We start from the raw sequence: 18,729 nt of genomic DNA, 5'->3' as shown, positions 1-18,729 counted from the left end.
TTGTTATAATGAAAATTGCAGTATACATAAGCCTCATCCTGTTGTGCAGCAGTCTTTCTGTTAAAGCGCAGCAGGAGATCAGTGTGCGGATCCAGATAAACCGTTTGCCCAACGGTTCCTCCCCCACCAAGGTCTACCAGTTTCAGGCAACACCAGGCCTGGTTACTGTTACATTGATCAATCGCACCAATACTGATCAAAGCATTTATCTTACCGGCACCGTAACGGGAGACAATGGTGTAAAAGTAAGCACTGCCAAAGGATACCGGCCAGGCACCATTGCACTGAGACCACTGGAAACAAAAACCCTGAACGCAATAGAGGCCGGCAACCTGTTTGATGTCAACTACCTGGTATATACTTCCGGCAGCAATAACATCAAACCATCCATACTGGGAGAACAGGGATTACCTGAGGGTAGTTACCAGGTTTGTGTGAGAGCTTTTCATGCCGGCACATTTCAACCCATGTCTGAAGAAGAACCTATTGGCTGCAGCAATGTGTTCTTCATTACAACACTGGAACCACCGGTGATCCTGAACCCATTCAACGAATCCTCCATACCCGCAGATCCCGTTCAGAACATTGCATTGCGCTGGACAACCCCACCCGGCGCACCACCATCTGTAAGCTACCGTATCAGGATAGTAGAATTATTCAACAACCGCAACCCCAACGATGCCATACTGTCCACCCCCACTCCTTTCTTTGAAACCACTGTACAGGGAACACCGGCATTACTGTATTCCATGCAATATCCCCAGCTGCAGGAAGGCCGCAGTTATGCCATGATGATCACTGCTACAGATCCAATGGGAGGTGCCAGCTTCCGTAACCAGGGCCGTAGTGAGGTGATACGGTTCACTTATGGGAAAATAGCAGAAGAAGTAACACAACAGGGCAATACGCAAGCCCCTGCAGAATATGCCACCAATGTTCTTAAGGGGCGCCTTTTATGGACATTCAAAAAAACGGAACAGGGAAATCATAGCCTGTACACCGGGAAAGTTGTGAGTGCTGTACAAAAAACAACTACCACAGCGTATGTTGCAACCAATGCATTTCAAAAGCAGGTAGCCACCACGCCCTTGATCAAAATGAATACTCTGCTCGCCGTCAATACAGATAATACACTAAAAAAAGTAACCACTATAGCATACCTGCCATCCCTCCCCACCGATGTACTGGCAGATGCAAGAGCCAGCAGCACCAGCTGCACGTATGAAGATATTACGGTAGACTCATCCGCAGAAAGGTATCCACTGGAAGGTGTGAATGTTACATTGAATATTGCGGACCCCGCTGCAAAAAACGGTACTACCCTGCTGGCAACCGGTAAAACAGATGGCAGCGGAATATTCACCCTTCAATTCCTCCATCCTTCCTATACTAATATCAGCAACAATGCTACACTAACATTATCCGTACAAACAAGCGATTTTGAATCCAGCACCTTCCGCATACCCGCTTCCGCTATCCGGAACAAAAATGCGGCAGACATTGGAACTTATCTGCTACTGGCCAAAACCTATCGCTTTTACACGAAAGTAACTTTCCAGGAAAGTGATGATACCGATGCAGGCAATTATGGTGTTCATCTATACCGCGACGCCACAGAGCTGGAAACACGGCCCTGGTTATTGTATGAAGGCCAGGCTGGCGGCAAAAAGCAACAGGTGATCACAGTGGATGGGAGAAAAGTGATAGAGATAGGAAGAGATAGCATTACCGGAACAAAAATAACCTCGCTCCGTGCTCAAATAGAAGCCTGGGGAACAGGAAGGATCTTTTACGGTGGTAACACCTACCTGAAAATTATACCCGCCAGTGCCAGCTATCGCACGCTTAATTCAACCATCGCCGTACTGAATACACCGGTACCTTCCGCTAAAATATTACAGGCCAAAGCTACTTATGAACTATACACCAAACCTTCGCATATTGAAGGTACCGTTGCCCTGTTCCTGAATGAACAGGGAAGTGTTCCTGTAAAAGGAGCCACTGTGCGGATGCTTTATAAAACGGTGGATGTAGAAAAAGAAGCTCCCGGCCTCCTTACAACAGGGCTGACGGGGGTAAAAGCCACTGCTTATCTGAGCGCGGTGAACAATAAACAAAATGTTTCCACTACACTATCCCAGATGAAATACACCCCGGCCATACTTGTTCAGCAAACCAGCGATAATAAAATGATGGCAGACCTGGCTACATCCGCCTTTTCTGTGATCAATACCCCTCCTGCCATTCCTGATGGCTTCAAAGCCCTCACGGTTACTACGGATGAACAGGGACAATATTATGTGAGTAACCTGCCTGTATTGAAAGCTGGAAAAACCTTCCTGGTAGAGGTGATCAAAACACCTTATGAGTTCAGCACATTTGTTGTGCGCCCGAAATCAGGTGGAGAATATCCTGTTCCCGCCAGCATAGGAAAAGGCATTTCCAAACAAATAGACTTTGCAGTAGATGCCGATGTAGCAGATGTTGTGGGGCGCATTGTAGATGATAAGGGCCAGCCCCTGCAAAATGTGCGGGTTAATTTCAAAGGGAATACGCTGTGTACATCCGGTGAAAGCGGCATTTTCCAGTTCAAGCTCTACCCTGGCAACCATACCGTAACGCTGGATAAAGAAGGTTTTGTAGAGAAACAGGCTACCATCAATATCCCGCAGTTAACCGGCAATAACAAAGAGCAACAGGCTTATCTGGCACAATGGAAGAGTTTAAGCGTTGTACAAAAACAACAGGCTACACTGAGCCGCATTGCAGAATCCCCCACCGTAAAAGCAGCCCTTTCCAGGGGCAATACACTTTCCGCGGCCATGTTTGGTATTGCAGCAGACACCAAAGGCGGTGCACTCGCAACAACCACACAGTTCAACTCCAGCCTGGCCGTTGCATTCGGAATGCCGGTAAGCGGAAATACACCGGGATATGAACTGCCAAGGAAATTTGCAGTAGACGTCCGCGATATTGGCTATCTGTCAAAGATCAGCGGCAAAGTACGCTTCCGCATTGTGGATGAATTGAATAATAGTACCCGTATACCCGGCGCCGTTATCAGCCTGTTTGATACTACGCATGTTACAGATAACAATGGCGAATGGTATTACGAAGGATTTGGCGGTACTACCACCATTACAGTAACCCCTCCCCTCAATTCCACGTATGTACCGGAACAAAGGACTTTTGCTTTAACAGAAAATGGTACGGAAGAAGTGATCTCCATTTCCCTGAAAAAAGGTGTGCGGATAACAGGAAGAGTTACCTCAGGCGGACAGCCACTGCGGGATGCAAGAATAGCTGTAGACGACCAGGATTTCCTTTCTGCTGTTACAGATGCCCAGGGGAATTATGTGTTATACACCACTGCCGGCGAACATATCCTGAATGCACGCAAACAGAATTATGTAGGCATGGATAATACCAGTGTCATTCCAGCTGCCGGCACTACCATCAACTTTGAGCTGAAAGGAGGAGACGGAAGAAAGAATTACGGCAAACTGCTGGGCTTTAATATTGAACTCTCTGCCGTAGAAACACTCCCTAATGGAAAAGAAAGATGGAGTGGTGCTTTTACAGACCTGAAACCGGTGAATGTCTCCGTTTTCAGCATTGCTGAAAAACTACGGATCCCATTCAGCAACCTGGTAGTAAGTTTCGAAGCAGGTACAGGGAATGCCATACCAGATGGCCAGTCCGTAAAAACAGATATGACGGCTTTATCTCTCCGGTTATTCGGCTACCTGCCTGTAAAACTGCAGGGCGAAGAGGTGATCACTTTTACCCGGACTGCCGGAGGAACCGGACAGCTAAGTGGTAATATACGCATCGACTTTAACGCCATACAGGGATATCGCGGATGGAGCATCAGTGATAATGTACCGGTAATGCTTGCTGCTGCTGATAAAATAATAGTGTTCAGCTCTGCTGCACAAGCTCCTGCCCTGCCTGATAAATATATCATCGCAACAAAAGCGGCCGGTAAACTTTATGGCTTTAACATTGCCCTCAACAACGGTGCTGTAATAGACAACAACGGCATAGAGTTCAAAGGCACCATTGCAACACCTGCATTGGGACCGGTGAAATCCATGAATATCGGCCTTAACAGGTTATTCCTCAACCGCGCACTGGCTGTAGGAGGTACGGAAATTCAAACAGAACAACTTCCTTCCCTTGAAATAGCCGGTTGGAAAGCAGCCATCAATAACCTGCTTTTCAACGAAGATGGATTTAAGCTGGGTGGCACCCTCTCGCTGACCATCCCCCGTTCAGGAACTTCGAACATCAATTTCACCAACCTGTCTATCGCCAAAGATGGTATGTTCGGAGGTAGTTTCTCCATTCCGGAAAGTGGCATCAACATCTTATCTGTTGCCAACATCAACACAGATGGAAGCCCGCTCTCTTTCAGCAGATTGGGGAACAGTAATGTCTACCGTGTAGGTGGCAAAGCCAATTTCAAAGTGAATGTTGACATAGTGAACAAGTCATTTAAAGTTCCTTCATTTGAAATAATGACCAATGGTGATTTCAGCTTGCAGGTACCGGCTAACTATTCTACCACTATCGGGCCTTTCGGTTTTTCCATTGGCAATATTTACATCAATACAACAGACAATACACCCTTTATTGGTATACAGGGCACATTCAAGGCCGATCTCGATTTCCTGAAATTTGAAGTAGCAGATCTGAAAATAAAACCAACTGCATCCGGCCCTTCCTGGTCCATAGAAAAGCTGGGCGTAAAACTGGATGTGCCTGTTGTGCAGACGGATGCGCTGGTAGCCTTCAGCCATGAAGGATTCTCCGGTAATGGATCTTTACGGATACCTGGCACACCTGTGAATGGTTCCATAAAATTTGAGTATTTCAAACGTGCCAACGGTACACAATTGAAAGCAGACTTCTTTACCAACCTGCCACCCGTTCCCATAGGAGGCCCTGTTACGCTGGATGGTATTGGCGGTGGCTTTGCCTATAAAGAAGGAGGTGCTAACGGAGGATTCCAGGTAGATGTAAGAGGGAAACTTTCTTTTGCCGGTACAGGGCCCCTGGTAGCCGTGAATCCTCTCGGACTTACCGTGAGCAGTGCAGGCATACTGAAAGGATATGGAGATGTGGAAGTAGCTTCTTACCTGAAAACAGCGCATGCGGAAGTGATCTTTGATGGCCCTGATAAAACCTTCACCATACAGATCAATACAGAAATGTCGCCCCTGCAGGGCCTGATGTCTCAGAAAATAGAAGGTGCATTGGTGATCAGCGCCAAACCTGATGATGAGTTTGCTTTTCTTGGCTGCAGGATAGGTGTTAAACTGCTGGGGCTTATTAATAACCATGGCGAGCTGGCAATGGCCATCCGCCTGAAAAATCCTAAAACCCGCGGAGGTATTATTTCCCCCTACTTTGAATATGCACCGGAAGATTTTATGCGGGAACGCTTTTCAGGTGTATATGTGAATGCCGGTGCACAGTTAGGCATTCCCAAAGACCGCCCTTTTGAATTTGATCTTTTTGTTGCCAGCGCCAAATTGTGGTGCAGCTCTGAATACAGGGCCAACCTCCTGCTGAACCTGGAAGAAATGGCTTTCCAGATAAAATTCGGGGGCAAGTTTGATGCAGGTATAGAAGGATGTGTGGCAAAAATTGCCTGCGTGGGCCTTTCAGCTGGTCTCTGTTATATGGTGGAAGGCAGTAGGAATGATACGCAGGGATGGTATTTCGGAGCAGTAGCCTCTGGTGAGGCAAGTTTTTCTGCACGTCTCGGAGTTGGGAATTGCAAACCGGGATGTAATGAAATAGTGACCATTACGGATGGATGTGTTGGCGGCTCATTTAAAGTATGCGGGGCCGCTTCCCTTGATTTTGGTTTTTCTGAAAGAGAAGGTGTGCGGTTCAAAGCCCGCGCAGGAGGAACCGGTGCCCCTTGTTTCTGATCTATAACAATAAGAAATATGTACAGGATAATCATCTGGATACTGTTTTGTTTTCTGCAACTGCGTGCGTCTGCCCAGCAGTTCAGGCAATATAGAAAGATGGCCACAGATAGTGTTCTGATGGCCACCTGGTATACTGCGGGCATCCATGCCGTTTCTGCGAAAATATTCAGGGCTTCAGACAAGAACGGGAAATATGCTGAAAGTGCCATTCTTCCTGTGTATGTAAGAAAAGATACTACGTTTGTTACTTACAGTACGGCCACAAAACCAGGCCAGATGTTTTCGCTTTTCCTGCGTGCTGAAGATACGCTTGGCAGAACAGGCCCGGCTTCTGATACCATCCACCTGTTAGCACTCAGCCTTTTAAATACCGAAACTGTTAACGGTTTAACGGCAACGGATACACTCGGCGGGATCCTCCTGCGATGGTCTCCCCTGCCTGCCAAAGCTTATTTTACCGGCATACAGGTGATGAAATCCCGTTCCGCCACAGAGGATTATATCATCGCAGATACTTTACCTCCCGGCGCAACTGCATATATAGATAGAAAAATATTACCCGGTGTCCAATATCACTATACCCTAACTCCTGTCCTGTTTAACCTGAAGCAAAGTGGAGCGGTTACACCAGCCCGTATAACCATACTGGCCAATGCAAAGCCCCGGAATATCCCGGCGCCGCAAGGTGTAACCGCATCTTTCACGCCTGCCGGTGATGTGAAACTTCACTGGCTGCCCAACAGCGAATTGAACATCTTTGCCTACTATGTGCTGCGCGGTACTTCAAAAGTAAATATGCAGGTGATCTCAGGAGCCATAAGAGATACGGTGTACATAGACTCTCTCAAAAATACGGAAGCCGGCACCAGTTATGTTTATGCGATCAATGCAGTGGATATGGACCTTCACAGAGGGGATACTTCAGACCTGCTGATCATGCAGCCGCAGAAAGCAAGGATAGTAACAGCCCCGGCAGGGCTGATCACCAAAACAACACCGGGGGGTATTAAACTGTACTGGAATGATGTAACAAAGTCAGACGCTTCTGTTATTGGCTATATGCTCTACAGAAGAAAAAAAGGAGACAAATATTTCACAGCACTAAGCAACAAACTTATACCCGGCACCTATTTCACAGACACGATTGCTACCCCCGGTATTTATCAGTATGGATGTGCAGCCGCCGATGCATCCAACAATCAGAGCATCCTTTCCACATTGGCTGAAGTAACCGTCACCAATGATGCGGCTGCATATCCGCCCGCAGACTTCAATATCCGGAACCTGACAGCCGGGATTGAGATCAGCATCCCTCCCTTTGCCAACGGGAACGCCAGCCAGGTCAGTTACGTTATCTACAGGCGTACTACAAATGCCTTTAAAAAAATAGCTGAAATCCCTTCCAGGGAAGGGAGCTATATAGACAGGCAGGTGATCAGTAAACAATTGTATGTATATGCCATCAGCATAAAACAGTTGCAGACAGAAAGCCCGAAGAGTGATGAAAAAGCTATCAGAAGAAAATAACATCGTTTAAATACTTTTTATGAACCGCATCGTTCTTTTTTTATTAGCAGGCATCTTGTTTTCCTGCGCCAGGAAAAATGTTTTTGATGAACCACCTGCCCAGCCGGTGATAGACAGCATAGCACCAAAGTCCGGCACAACGGGCACGCAGATACGATTGTACGGCAGTGGGTTTTCCCTAAGACCCTCCCTTCATACCGTAACTATCAACGGCGTACCTGTTCAGGTAGATTCCCCCTCCACCAGCACCGTATTAATGGTTACCGTGAACAGTAGGACCGGCACCGGAATTGTACATGTAAAAGTGCATAACAAAGAAGCAGATGGCCCGGTATTTACCTATGTAGATGCTCCCAGTTCTAACCTGGTGGTAAGCACAGTGGCAGGAAGCGGTACACGGGGTTATGTAGATGGTGCTGCGCTTACAGCTCAGTTCCGTACAGTCTGGGGCCTTGCTATAGATTATTCCGGCAGTATCATTTTAGGAGATGGAGATAATAACCGCATCCGCAGAATATCTGCCGGTGCAGTAAGTACAATGGCAGGCAGTGGTACTGCAGGTTTTTCCGATGGTTTACAGAACGTAGCGCAATTCTATAATCCATTAGGCGTAGCAGCAACCGGCTCTGGTACATCTGCCGGGGTATATGTGGCAGATGTGGTCAATCACCGTATCCGTTATATTGCAGCAGCCGGCAATGTAAGCACAAGAGCAGGCACCGGCGTTTCCGGATATACAGATGGCACCGGCACTACTGCCCAATTCGCCAGGCCTATGTCAGTAGCCATCAATACACAAGGTATCCTTTACGTAGCGGACATGGATAATAACTGTATACGCATGATCCCTCCTGCCGGTGGCGTAAGCACCATAGCCGGTAATGGCACCGTTGGCAATGCTGATGGAAATGGAGCTGCCGCCAGGTTCCGCACACCATTTGGTGTAGCAGTGGACCTACAGGGAAATGTATATGTGGCCGATTATGGCAATGACCGCATCCGGAAAATAACACCGGCCGGAGTAGTGACTACATTAGCCGGTGGCAATAGTGGTTACCAGGATGGTGTTGGTGCAGCAGCCAGGTTTTCCGGCCCCCGCGGAGTTGCCGCAGATGCACAGGGCAATGTATATGTAGCAGATGCAGGCAATCACCGCATCCGGAAAATAACACCGGATGGCACGGTTAGCACCATTGCCGGCAGCACACAAGGTTATGCGGATGGCCCTGCATTACAGGCCAGGTTTAGTGACCCCAGCACAGTGGTGGTAGATGCGCAGGGCAATATATATGTAGGAGACTCCGGGAATTACAGGGTAAGGAAAATATCACCGCAATAACATGCGCAAAGCATTAAACAATTTATCAGTAATTTACAGGAAACGAATTCCCTTGAAAGGCATGTACCGGTATTGCCTGTTTATCACGGCCTTATTGTATACCCAAACGCTGATGGCGCAGGCGGACAGCCTGCGTTTCAGCAGGTTGGGACTGGAAGACGGATTACCGGATGCAGCCATCACCGCCATCGTACAGGATGCAGAAGGTTTCCTATGGCTCAGCACCACAAACGGGCTCAGCCGTTATGATGGCACCGCATTCAGGAATTTCTTTCACGACAGCAGTAAAAACTCCCTCCCCGGCAATCACATTCAGAACATCGTGAACTATGATGCAGACCACCTGGTGATTGCCACCTCTTCAGGCCTCGCTTTATTAAACACGCGCACCCTTCAGTTCAGGAACTTCCTGGTGAACAGCAAACCATTTATGTTCAGCCGCGATAATAATTTCAGGGCTTTAGCCATTGACGCCAACAAAAATATCTGGGCAGGTACAAGAACAACATTATATTGTTTGAATGCAGAATTAAAGGTCCTGAAAACATTCAGAGGTTATAGTGAAAAAGACTATAACAGGTTGCGCATGAACTACGTTTCTGACATTGGCGTATTGCAGGGAAATGAAATCCTGGCATGCCTTCAAAGGGAAGACGAAACAGGCGAGCTCTACATCTACAATCCACAAAAAGATTCGCTGCAAAAAATACAGCAACTCCCCCAGCATCCATTACGTGCGCTCAATAATGCCATAAGCACCTACTGGAATATCGATGAAAATGGAGCTGTGCGTATTGTACAGTTCCTGACGGACAGTTTAATATATTTCAGCCCCCTTAACCAAACCCGCCAGGCTACCAGGCTCCTATTCAGCAATTCATCCAGGCGGATAGAAAGTACAGTGACCAGGATCATAAACGTGGAGGATCACCTTCGCGGCATTATTTTTCAATCAGGAGGTTTTGTACTGCTTCCTCCATCATTTACGGGCCAGCCACTGCACGTCTATCTTCCGGAAATAAATATTACTGCCGTTAAAAAAGATAAAGACGGTAATCTTTGGGTAGGCAGCACAAATGGTTTGTACAAGGCCGTTGGTACTGCAAAAGGCATAAGGTCTGTTGCGATCAGTTGTGATACTGATACAACTGACTGGCAGCTGGAAAATATCTCATTCGTGAATGATACCGTATGGTTAAGTTCTACGCCTTCAGGTTTTTTCCTCTTTTCAAAGGACCTCAACGCGCTGGACCATGTGGTGCTTAAAGGGCATGCTTATGAAAATATCACCTGGTATGCCCTGCAGTCAAATGCCAGGGATACCTTATGGCTCAGTACCCAATCGGGCATGCGCTGGTATCACCAGGCCACACGCACATTTGGTATACTGAAGGAAAAAGGCAAACCCGATGTGATGGACCGGCATCCTGTACTCAATGCCTTCAGGGATAGTAAAGGACTAATATGGATGGGCATCGGTTTTGGAAATGGCGTAGCAAATTATGATCCGGCCGATCGTAGTTTCAGCCATTATCCCTCCAAAGAAAGCAGTAACCCGCTCCCTATCCGTCATGCATATGCGATTGCAGAAGATAACGAAAGCAATTTATGGATGGGAAATGTAGATGGCGTTGGGCTGGCCCGCTGGAAAAGGAATACCAACACTTTTGAATTGATCCCGCAGGATTATTATTCAACATTCGACAATGCCTCAATTTTTGCATTGCTCTGCAACCGCAGGCCTATACTCTGGGCAGCTACCGGAAACGGGCTTTTCAGATATCATATCCCCAGCCGCCTTTTTTCAAAATACACCGTTGCAGATGGCCTGCCTTCCAGTTCATTAACCACTATGACGGAAGACAGCAAAGGCCGTTTATGGATAGGCACCAGCAATGGGATCAGCTGCTTTCTGCCGGAAGAGAATAAGTTCATGAATTTCATGTATCCCAATGCCCTGCCTGAACCCAAAGTAGCAAATATGGCGTACGACAGCAGCTCCGGGAAGATCTTTTTTATCACACAACATTACCTGAGCTCCTTTAACCCGGATAGCCTGCTGGCACAACGGCCTGTACTTTCCTTAAAGATCACCGATGTACGCATCGGCAATACCTCCTGGCCCATTCAGGCCAGCTACCGCATTCCATATACGCAGAACGACATCAGTCTTGGTTTTACCGCCATCAATTTTTCCGATGGCCCCCTGAACAGATACTTTTACCGCATAGACCATAAAAATTGGATCCCGGTTGGCAATCAGCGCCAGATCAGTTTTTTGAACCTCCCTCCCGGCGAATATGCCATTGCTATAAAAGCCGTCAACAATTCCGGTATCTGGAGCAATGAAACCAGTATTCATTTCACCATCCTGCATCCCTGGTGGAAAAAATGGTGGGTGTTAACAGCTGCTATTTTAATAGCTGCAGCCATCATTACCTGGCTGGTAAAGCGGCGGATCAAAGGGATCAGGAGTGTAGCCGGCCTGAAACAAAAAATGACCGAGATAGAAATGCAGGCCCTGCGTGCACAAATGAACCCACACTTCATTTTCAACTGCATCAACAGCATCGATGGCCTCATACAAAGCAATGACAAATACCACGCCACCGTATATCTTAATAAATTCGCCAAACTGCTGCGCAACATACTTGACAGTTCCCGGCAAAACACGGTAACACTGGCAAAAGACCTGGAAACATTACAGCTTTATATAGACCTGGAACAACTCAGGAATGAAAACAAATTCACCGTGCAGATAGAAGCAGATGACTCACTGTTACAGGATGATTATAAAGTGCCTGCCCTGATCGTGCAACCTTATGTGGAAAATGCGATCATACATGGCTTGAAGAACAGGCCAGATAATGAAGGCAGGTTATTTATCAGGATCTCTCACCGGCAGGACCATATCGAATACCTGATAGAAGATAATGGTGTGGGCAGAGAGGCATTTAAAAGCAATACCCGCAGGCAGGATAACTCTTATGGCATGCAAATGAGCCGTGACAGGATCCGTTTTTTCAATAATGAAGAAAATGCTTCTGTATCGGTGACCGATCTGAAGAAAGAAGGAAAGGCAGCAGGTACCATTGTAAAAGTATTATTAAAGATCCAATGATGCTCACAGCTATTATCATAGACGATGAACAAAAAGGGCGCCTCGCGCTCCGGGAAAAACTGCACGACTACTGTCCGGATGTAAAACTGATCGGTGAAGCGGCAGATGGTATAGAAGGTCTGCAACTCATCAGGGAAAAGAAACCTGCTATTGTTTTCCTGGATATTGAAATGCCCCGCATGGATGGATTTGACATGCTGCAGGAACTGCCGGAGAAAAATTTTCACCTGATCTTTACTACCGCATATGATCAATATGCCATTAAAGCCATCCGGTATGCCGCGTTTGATTATCTGCTAAAGCCAATAGACATTGAAGAACTCAGAAATGCTGTTAAAAGAGCAGGCACCCAATCGCAGCCACATACTAACGAAAAGCTGGAAGTATTACAGCAGAACCTGCAAACCAGGCAACAACTGAATAAAATTGCCATCCCTACCCTGGAAGGCATGCTCTTCTTTAATACCACAGACATTGTGCACCTGGAAGCCCAGAGCAACTATACTACTATTTATTTCACCAATGCGCCCAAACTGATCGCATCGCGCACCCTGAAAGAATTTGAAGAATTACTCCCCTCAGATATTTTCTTCCGCACACATCATTCTTTCATCATCAACTTACATCATATCAAACGTTACATCAAAGGAGATGGCGGACAGATTGAAATGCAGAACGGGCATTTTGCATTACTGTCCCGGCGAAAGAAAGATGGATTCATGGAGATCTGGGGCGGAATGATATAAAACCCTTTATTCGATCTTCCAATCAAAAGCTTTGAGTTCCGCAGGTGTTTTCGACTTCGCCGCCAATGCACTTAGCTCCTTTACCTTACGGGGTTGCTGATTGGCCAGGTTATGCTGCTCTCCTATATCATTCGCCAGGTTATACAACTCTACTACCCCGGGTTCTCCTTTCGATTTAATTTTTACCAGTTTCCAATCCCCTTGCACCACTGCTTCTTTATATTGCTTTTCATTGAATTGCCAATATAAATATGCATGTTGCTGTACCTGCTTTTTCCCCTTAAGGGCATTTGTAAAAGAGATGCCATCGATCCCTGCAGGCACAGCGGTATTCGTAAGACTACACAGGGTTGGCAATACATCCCAGAAAGCCCAAATATCGTTACGGGTAACATTAGCCGGAACTTTTCCCGGTGCCCTTACCAATAACGGTACACGGATGCCCCCTTCATACAGATCTCTTTTAATTCCCCGTAAAGGGCCATTGCTGTCAAAGAATTCAGGATCTCCACCACCTTCTTTATGCGGACCGTTATCACTCGTGAAAAATATGTAGGTATTATCATCCATCCCCAGGGATTTCACCAATGCCAGTACACGCGCCACATCATCATCCAGTTTGGAGATCATGGCAGCAAAAGCGGCATGCGGTTGTGGCTGGGAATGATAACTGGCTATGTTACCTGTTACAAAAGGTGTTTCAGGCCCCAGTTTACTGCTGCCATCTGCGTTTTGATAACGTCTCATGAAAACTGGGGGCGCATGTAATTCCGCATGCGGGATCGTTAAAGGAAGATACAGGAAGAAGGGTTTGTTCCTGTTATCCTCTATAAAGCTCAGGGCCTTCTGTATGATCAGTTCATCAGTATACTGCGTGGAATCCAGTTCAACCCTTACCGTTTTTCCATGCTGTATTTCAAACAGGCGGTTGGTATAATAATGATGTGCATGTGTTTGATTCAGGTAACCATAAAAAGCATCAAAGCCTTGCAGCTCCGGAGCCCCTGTAGTATTCTCCTCTCCCAATCCCCATTTACCAAACATGCCTGTGGTATATCCATTATTACGCAAACGGGTGGCCAGTGTGGTATCCTGCAAACGGATAGGCTCACGGCTGTTGCCACGGATATAAGCATGGCCCATGTGTTTCCCCGTCATCAAAGCACAGCGGCTGGGGGCACATACTGTACTGCCGGAATAGAACCGGGTGAATTTAATACCTTCTTTTGCCAGCCTGTCGATATTAGGCGTAGGCACTTTGTGCGCTGGATTATAAGCAGTAAGGTTACCATATCCCAGGTCATCTGCAATGATGAAGATGATATTGGGCGGCTTTTGCTGTTGTGCCATTGCGGCGGGAGCATATGCTGCCGTAAGTATCAGGAGGCTTGCTAATTGTCTGATCATACAGTATAATTAGCAATTTTAAGTCATAATATCAAGCAATACCTGGAATATGCTGGGCGGATATTCCGCCACCCTGTTCAACAGGTAGAGATACCATTCCTGGCCGTATACAACATAGATCCGGCAACGATGTCCTTCTTCCTTCAATGCTGCTAAAAGGTCGTTTTCAATACCGAGCAGGCTTTCAAATTCATATCTTTCTTTATCAGGCTGAATGGTGAGCAGTATTTCCTTCACAGCTTCCTGGATAAGGATATCATGCGTGGCAATAGAGCAGTGATGATCAGTTGATAATAACCCGTATGCGTATTCCAGGTATACTTTATTTAACGCTTCGCCTCTTTTATAGGCAACATGGTCCGGTACATCAAAAGCCCCTTTCACCAGCCGGATCTTATTCGGCAGCTTTTTCAGTTCTATCAGATCATCTTTACTCCTGTAGAGATATGCCTGTACAGTAATGCATAAATGAGGATACTTTCCACTGAGTGTTTTGTATACCTCATGGATACTATCTGTTCTGTCAATTCCTTCCGCACTGATCACTACTTCCTTCCCTATCTTTTCAGCAGCATCGCAGATCTTTGACAGGTTCTGCATCGCCAGTTCTTTATCTATCACCAAACCAATGTGCGAAAGGTCCAGGGAAATACTGCTGTTCAATCCATGTGTACCGATGGCCTCACATACCCGGAGGAACTCGGCTGTTGCTTTATTCGCCTCCTCTTCCTTCCGGATACTTTCTCCCATAAAATCTGTGGAACAGGCAAAACCGCGGGCATTTAATGCTTTAAGGGTTGAAATTGATTCCAGCAGATCATCTCCGCCAAGATACCTTTTAGCCCCTTTCTTAAATAAGCCGTTCAATTCCTGATTGGCAAGCAGGTAAGCTTTGGCATCTTCATTTAAAGCCGCTTTGCGTAATGCAGCAGCAGCCTGGTCCATGAGTTCTTTGTGTAACATAGCCCTCCTAAGTTAGCTGAAAATCAAGCAACTAAAAAAAGATTTATACATTTCGATATATCTATTTATATTTGCATTGTAAATGAGGAAGTATGGACAGTAAAAAGTTTGAAAAGATCTCTAAAGCCTTGAGTGACTCAAGCAGAATTGCTATTCTCGAGAAGTTCAAAAAGAAAAAAGACGACTGTTTATACTGCACCGAAGTACACGATTTTCTTGACCTGGCCCAACCCTCCATTTCTCATCACCTGAAGCAACTGGTTGACGCGGACCTTCTCATTCCTGAAAAAGAAGGACGAAACCTGAAGTACTTATTAAACCAGGCCGTCCTGGATGATTACATTAAATTTCTTAGCGCACTGAAATGCTAATATAGACCTCTGAGAAGAACCCAATTTAATCACTTGCGATGCAAAACATCGAAACATTTGAATGTTTGAATTTATGAAGAAGTCGATCTATATTATGGCGCTTGGCGCATTTGGTATTATTACCACAGAATTTGGCGTGATAGGAATTATGCCAACCATCGCCAAAGAGTTTGCTGTTTCTATTGATACAGCGGGATGGCTGCTGAGCGGCTTTGCTTTAACGATTGCATTAACGGGGCCCTTTTCCGTAATGCTCACATCAAAGATCAACCGTAAGCTGATGATGTGCCTGGTGCTGGGCATCTTTGTGTTATCCAATATCATGTCTGCCCTCGCACCTAATTTCACGGTGTTGATGATTGCACGGATCTTACCTGCATTCCTGCATCCTGTTTTCTGGGCAGTAGCTACCGTGGCGGCCTCTAAACAGGTAGAGCCGAAAGACGCCCCCAAAGCAGTGTCTGTTGTGTTAGGCGGATTGAGTGTAGCTGCTGTGTTAGGCGTTCCCATCACCACTTATGTGGCAGAACTTTATAACTGGCAGGCCTCCTTTTACCTTTCAGGGCTCATTAACCTGATCGCCTTTGCAGGGCTGGTGGCTTACATCCCCTCTATGCCGGTAAAGGAAAATGTAACACCGGAAAACCAGTTAAAAATATTAGGCAAACCACAGCTCTGGGTAAACCTGGTTGCTACATTGATCATGATCGCTGGTATGTTTGCCACCTTTGGTTACCTCGCGGAATTTTTAGGAAAGATCTCTCATATGAGCGGAGGTCACATCAGTCTCATGTTGTTACTGTTCGGCACCACCGGTATCGTTGGTAACTGGCTTACAGGGATTGCCTTAAGTAAAAATGTGATCCTTACCACCAGGGTATTCCTGCTTTCGCTGGTAGCAGTACATCTCCTGGCCTATGCTTTCGGCGGATTATTTGTACCCATGGCTATCATCATATCCATCTGGGGATTCATCCATACCGGCGGGTTCTTAATCGGGCAGACGCGCTCTACATCCGAAGCGCCTGAAGCAACGGAACTGGCAGCCAGCCTGATGGTTTCTTTCGGGAACGCAGGTGTAACATTAGGCTCCTTATTAGGTGGATTTATGATCATCCATTATGGCATTCAACAGGTGATCTGGATCAGTATCGTCCTGTTTGCCGTAGCCTTTGGATTAACCTTTGTGAAAGTGCGGAAATTAGTTACGCAGGAAGTGGAAGAAGAAACAACAGAAGAAGCAGAATTGGAAGAAGAACCTGTGCTTGAGCTTGCGAGGGACTAAGTGAAACAGTGTGTATGTTCCGTGAAGACCTGCAAAGGTTTTCACGGAACTTTTTATTTTGAATAATATCCTACTACCTTATAGTTGCCCTGCACTTTGCCAAACACAAAAACAAAGTGGTTGCCTGTTTGTGCAGTATGCACTTCAAACAGCTTGGCATCTTTGTCTGTTGTTTTGCGCAGCTGTGTATAATAAGTTTCCTGGTTACTGGCAGCTACTTCCTTTGTATGCCCCTCTCCCGCTTTGGGTATTAAGTTCCTCACATCTGCATTAAATACTTCTTTGTATTTCGAATGAAAATCCGCATCACTCAGCTCCCCGTCTGATGTCTGCAAAGGGAAATGCATCATACCTTTCAACAACTCTTCACTGTTCTGCTCTACAGCTGTTTTAAAGCTGCCAAAGGCTGTTTCAAACAACTGATCATCTGTGCTCACAGAAGATTTAGCGCCACTGCCCGGCATTTGCGCCAGGGTATCTTCTGTTGCCGGAATGGAAGTACTGGAAGTTTGCTGCGGGTTACTGTTGTTGCAAGCCAGAACGGCCATACATAAACAACTTAATAATAAACGTGGGTAGATCATAACACAAAAGTTTTGATCTGATAAGGGAACAATTAACATGCCCTTTTATCGAAGAATACTATATTTCCTTCAACTTCAGTTATACTTTCTTCATCTTCAGTTTCAGCACACCCGCCGCTTTCGTATAACCGCCTTCTGCCCCGTCCACAAAATGAATATGATCATCTTTCAGATCACGCACGTAACAGGACATTACAGACTCACTGCTGACATATAACGCATACCTGATCTCTCCGGCCTCCTCCAATGCATTTAACGCATCCTGCAAAAGCAAACGCTGCTGCGCCATACCGGTTATCACCGTATTGATCTTACCGTCCACTACCAATGTATCAGACATCTCTACCAAACGGTTCAGGTAATTCTTTCCATTCTGCGTCCGGAAGTAAATGAACCCCAGCAAAGCCGTGAACCAATCCTGTATCAGCTTAAACATCTTCACATTGCCGGACTTCATCCGCATTTCCTGCCTGATAGCTGCATAAGTGGATTTCAGTTTAAGCTTTGCAACTGATATGGGTTGCCTTTTCTGTGGCATGCCATAGATCTCATCAATAGCTGAGATCACTTTTTTATAAGCCGTGGATTGTTTAGTTCCCTCTGCCGCAATAGCCAGTAAGGTCACAACTTCAAAATTGATTTCAGGTGGTTTGATCTTATCCCACCTGCACATCATACCCGTAAGGTCCAGCTCATGATCAGGCGCCTCCAGTTCACCCAACTGGTAATCTTCTCCCTTTATCACTTTCTCTGCATAGTTCAGGCCATCGCCTAATATAACAGGGATGGCAAAGTTCCCTGAGCTGCTGAACTTTGTTACTTTCAGTTCATGCCCTAAAGCATAAATGGCTTTAACCGGCACGGTGCCTGCACGTAATTCAAGATTAAAATCCCGGAGTATGTTCTTCCGGTACAACTGCAATGCCCGCATAGCAGTATCTACAACAGCAGGTGGTACAATGAAAGTAGCCCCATCCCCTCCAAAGAAGAAAGGGATGGTGATATTTGCCTTATAACTGATGTTGAGTACAGCCACAATACTTCCTGTGGCAATCAGGTTAACGTTTTGATGCAGCCCGTTCTGTATGGCTGAAGTGGAGTTTTTAATGTCTGTGATGATAACATGCCAGTTCTCCGGCACATTATAAAATAAATGGTCCTCAGTTAAAAGATCACTGAGTGCAATGCGGTTTACCGGCAACCTGGAATAGAACTGTTCGTTGTTATCAGACATGCATCCGAAATTTAAGATAAATTACGGATACATGTGTCTTTAAGCTTTATAAGGACTGCCTGCTCCGCCATCGTTCACTTTTGCGGCTGCGCCACTATAGTCTATTGACCACCAGGCAGCAATACCTGTGGTAAGGACTGAAAAAATAACTTCCGCTGAAGCCTGAACTGCCAGGCTGCTCCTGTAATCTGTTGTTGTCATAAGATG

12 protein-coding genes are annotated in these 18,729 nt (G+C 46.2%); 7 read left to right on the top strand and 5 right to left on the bottom strand.

Annotated elements, in window-relative coordinates; all coding sequences use genetic code 11:
• Window positions 1-8 precede the first annotated feature (8 nt).
• From AAHN97_RS05470 to AAHN97_RS05450, 5 genes are read left to right on the top strand one after another with little or no spacing between them, the layout of a single operon-like run.
• Window positions 9-5,942, top strand: a complete 5,934-nt coding sequence (locus AAHN97_RS05470) for a carboxypeptidase-like regulatory domain-containing protein (RefSeq protein ID WP_343306547.1) — start codon at window positions 9-11, stop codon at window positions 5,940-5,942.
• 18 nt (window positions 5,943-5,960) lie between these two features.
• Complete coding sequence (locus AAHN97_RS05465; RefSeq protein WP_343306546.1) at window positions 5,961-7,472, top strand: fibronectin type III domain-containing protein; 1,512 nt, start codon at window positions 5,961-5,963, stop codon at window positions 7,470-7,472.
• A gap of 19 nt (window positions 7,473-7,491) precedes the next feature.
• Window positions 7,492-8,811: an IPT/TIG domain-containing protein gene (locus AAHN97_RS05460; RefSeq protein ID WP_343306545.1), complete on the top strand. Its 1,320-nt coding sequence runs from the start codon at window positions 7,492-7,494 to the stop codon at window positions 8,809-8,811.
• 1 nt (window position 8,812) lies between these two features.
• Window positions 8,813-11,932, top strand: coding sequence for a ligand-binding sensor domain-containing protein (locus AAHN97_RS05455; protein WP_343306544.1), 3,120 nt, complete (start codon window positions 8,813-8,815; stop codon window positions 11,930-11,932).
• Entirely contained in the window at window positions 11,932-12,678 is a 747-nt protein-coding gene (locus AAHN97_RS05450) for a LytR/AlgR family response regulator transcription factor (RefSeq protein ID WP_343306543.1), read from the top strand. Before AAHN97_RS05455 ends, AAHN97_RS05450 begins: the two co-directional genes overlap by 1 nt.
• A 6-nt stretch (window positions 12,679-12,684) precedes the next feature.
• Here AAHN97_RS05450 and AAHN97_RS05445 read toward each other — a convergent pair whose 3' ends face one another.
• Both AAHN97_RS05445 and AAHN97_RS05440 read right to left on the bottom strand, forming a co-directional pair.
• Window positions 12,685-14,085, bottom strand: a complete 1,401-nt coding sequence (locus AAHN97_RS05445) for an arylsulfatase (protein ID WP_343306542.1) — start codon at window positions 14,083-14,085, stop codon at window positions 12,685-12,687.
• A gap of 18 nt (window positions 14,086-14,103) precedes the next feature.
• Entirely contained in the window at window positions 14,104-15,048 is a 945-nt protein-coding gene (locus AAHN97_RS05440; RefSeq protein ID WP_343306541.1) for a proline dehydrogenase family protein, read from the bottom strand.
• Between the two features lie 92 nt (window positions 15,049-15,140).
• Between AAHN97_RS05440 and AAHN97_RS05435 the strand changes: the two genes are divergently transcribed.
• Together AAHN97_RS05435 and AAHN97_RS05430 are read left to right on the top strand one after the other, a co-directional pair.
• Window positions 15,141-15,419: an ArsR/SmtB family transcription factor gene (locus tag AAHN97_RS05435; RefSeq protein ID WP_074239359.1), complete on the top strand. Its 279-nt coding sequence runs from the start codon at window positions 15,141-15,143 to the stop codon at window positions 15,417-15,419.
• A 73-nt stretch (window positions 15,420-15,492) separates the two neighbouring features.
• Complete coding sequence (locus AAHN97_RS05430; RefSeq protein WP_343306540.1) at window positions 15,493-16,704, top strand: MFS transporter; 1,212 nt, start codon at window positions 15,493-15,495, stop codon at window positions 16,702-16,704.
• A gap of 53 nt (window positions 16,705-16,757) precedes the next feature.
• Here AAHN97_RS05430 and AAHN97_RS05425 read toward each other — a convergent pair whose 3' ends face one another.
• The 3 genes from AAHN97_RS05425 to AAHN97_RS05415 all read right to left on the bottom strand — a co-directional run bounded on the left by AAHN97_RS05425 (window position 16,758) and on the right by AAHN97_RS05415 (window position 18,723).
• Window positions 16,758-17,252: a hypothetical protein gene (locus tag AAHN97_RS05425; protein WP_343306539.1), complete on the bottom strand. Its 495-nt coding sequence runs from the start codon at window positions 17,250-17,252 to the stop codon at window positions 16,758-16,760.
• A gap of 115 nt (window positions 17,253-17,367) precedes the next feature.
• Entirely contained in the window at window positions 17,368-18,522 is a 1,155-nt protein-coding gene (locus AAHN97_RS05420) for a DUF3095 domain-containing protein (RefSeq protein ID WP_343306538.1), read from the bottom strand.
• A 39-nt stretch (window positions 18,523-18,561) separates the two neighbouring features.
• Complete coding sequence (locus tag AAHN97_RS05415; RefSeq protein WP_343306537.1) at window positions 18,562-18,723, bottom strand: hypothetical protein; 162 nt, start codon at window positions 18,721-18,723, stop codon at window positions 18,562-18,564.
• Window positions 18,724-18,729 lie beyond the last annotated feature (6 nt).

The organism is Chitinophaga niabensis (assembly GCF_039545795.1).
Classification (GTDB): domain Bacteria; phylum Bacteroidota; class Bacteroidia; order Chitinophagales; family Chitinophagaceae; genus Chitinophaga; species Chitinophaga niabensis_B.
This window is presented reverse-complemented; position numbering and strand designations above follow the sequence as displayed.

Bases quoted from the DNA above. Each gene is read 5' to 3' on its own strand.
- AAHN97_RS05415 (WP_343306537.1), bottom strand. From the start codon at position 18,723: ATGACAACAACAGATTACAGGAGCAGCCTGGCAGTTCAGGCTTCAGCG.
- AAHN97_RS05435 (WP_074239359.1), top strand. From the start codon at position 15,141: ATGGACAGTAAAAAGTTTGAAAAGATCTCTAAAGCCTTGAGTGACTCA.
- AAHN97_RS05430 (WP_343306540.1), top strand. From the start codon at position 15,493: ATGAAGAAGTCGATCTATATTATGGCGCTTGGCGCATTTGGTATTATT.
- AAHN97_RS05460 (WP_343306545.1), top strand. From the start codon at position 7,492: ATGAACCGCATCGTTCTTTTTTTATTAGCAGGCATCTTGTTTTCCTGC.
- AAHN97_RS05465 (WP_343306546.1), top strand. From the start codon at position 5,961: ATGTACAGGATAATCATCTGGATACTGTTTTGTTTTCTGCAACTGCGT.
- AAHN97_RS05420 (WP_343306538.1), bottom strand. From the start codon at position 18,522: ATGTCTGATAACAACGAACAGTTCTATTCCAGGTTGCCGGTAAACCGC.
- AAHN97_RS05445 (WP_343306542.1), bottom strand. From the start codon at position 14,085: ATGATCAGACAATTAGCAAGCCTCCTGATACTTACGGCAGCATATGCT.
- AAHN97_RS05455 (WP_343306544.1), top strand. From the start codon at position 8,813: ATGCGCAAAGCATTAAACAATTTATCAGTAATTTACAGGAAACGAATT.
- AAHN97_RS05470 (WP_343306547.1), top strand. From the start codon at position 9: ATGAAAATTGCAGTATACATAAGCCTCATCCTGTTGTGCAGCAGTCTT.
- AAHN97_RS05440 (WP_343306541.1), bottom strand. From the start codon at position 15,048: ATGTTACACAAAGAACTCATGGACCAGGCTGCTGCTGCATTACGCAAA.
- AAHN97_RS05425 (WP_343306539.1), bottom strand. From the start codon at position 17,252: ATGGCCGTTCTGGCTTGCAACAACAGTAACCCGCAGCAAACTTCCAGT.
- AAHN97_RS05450 (WP_343306543.1), top strand. From the start codon at position 11,932: ATGCTCACAGCTATTATCATAGACGATGAACAAAAAGGGCGCCTCGCG.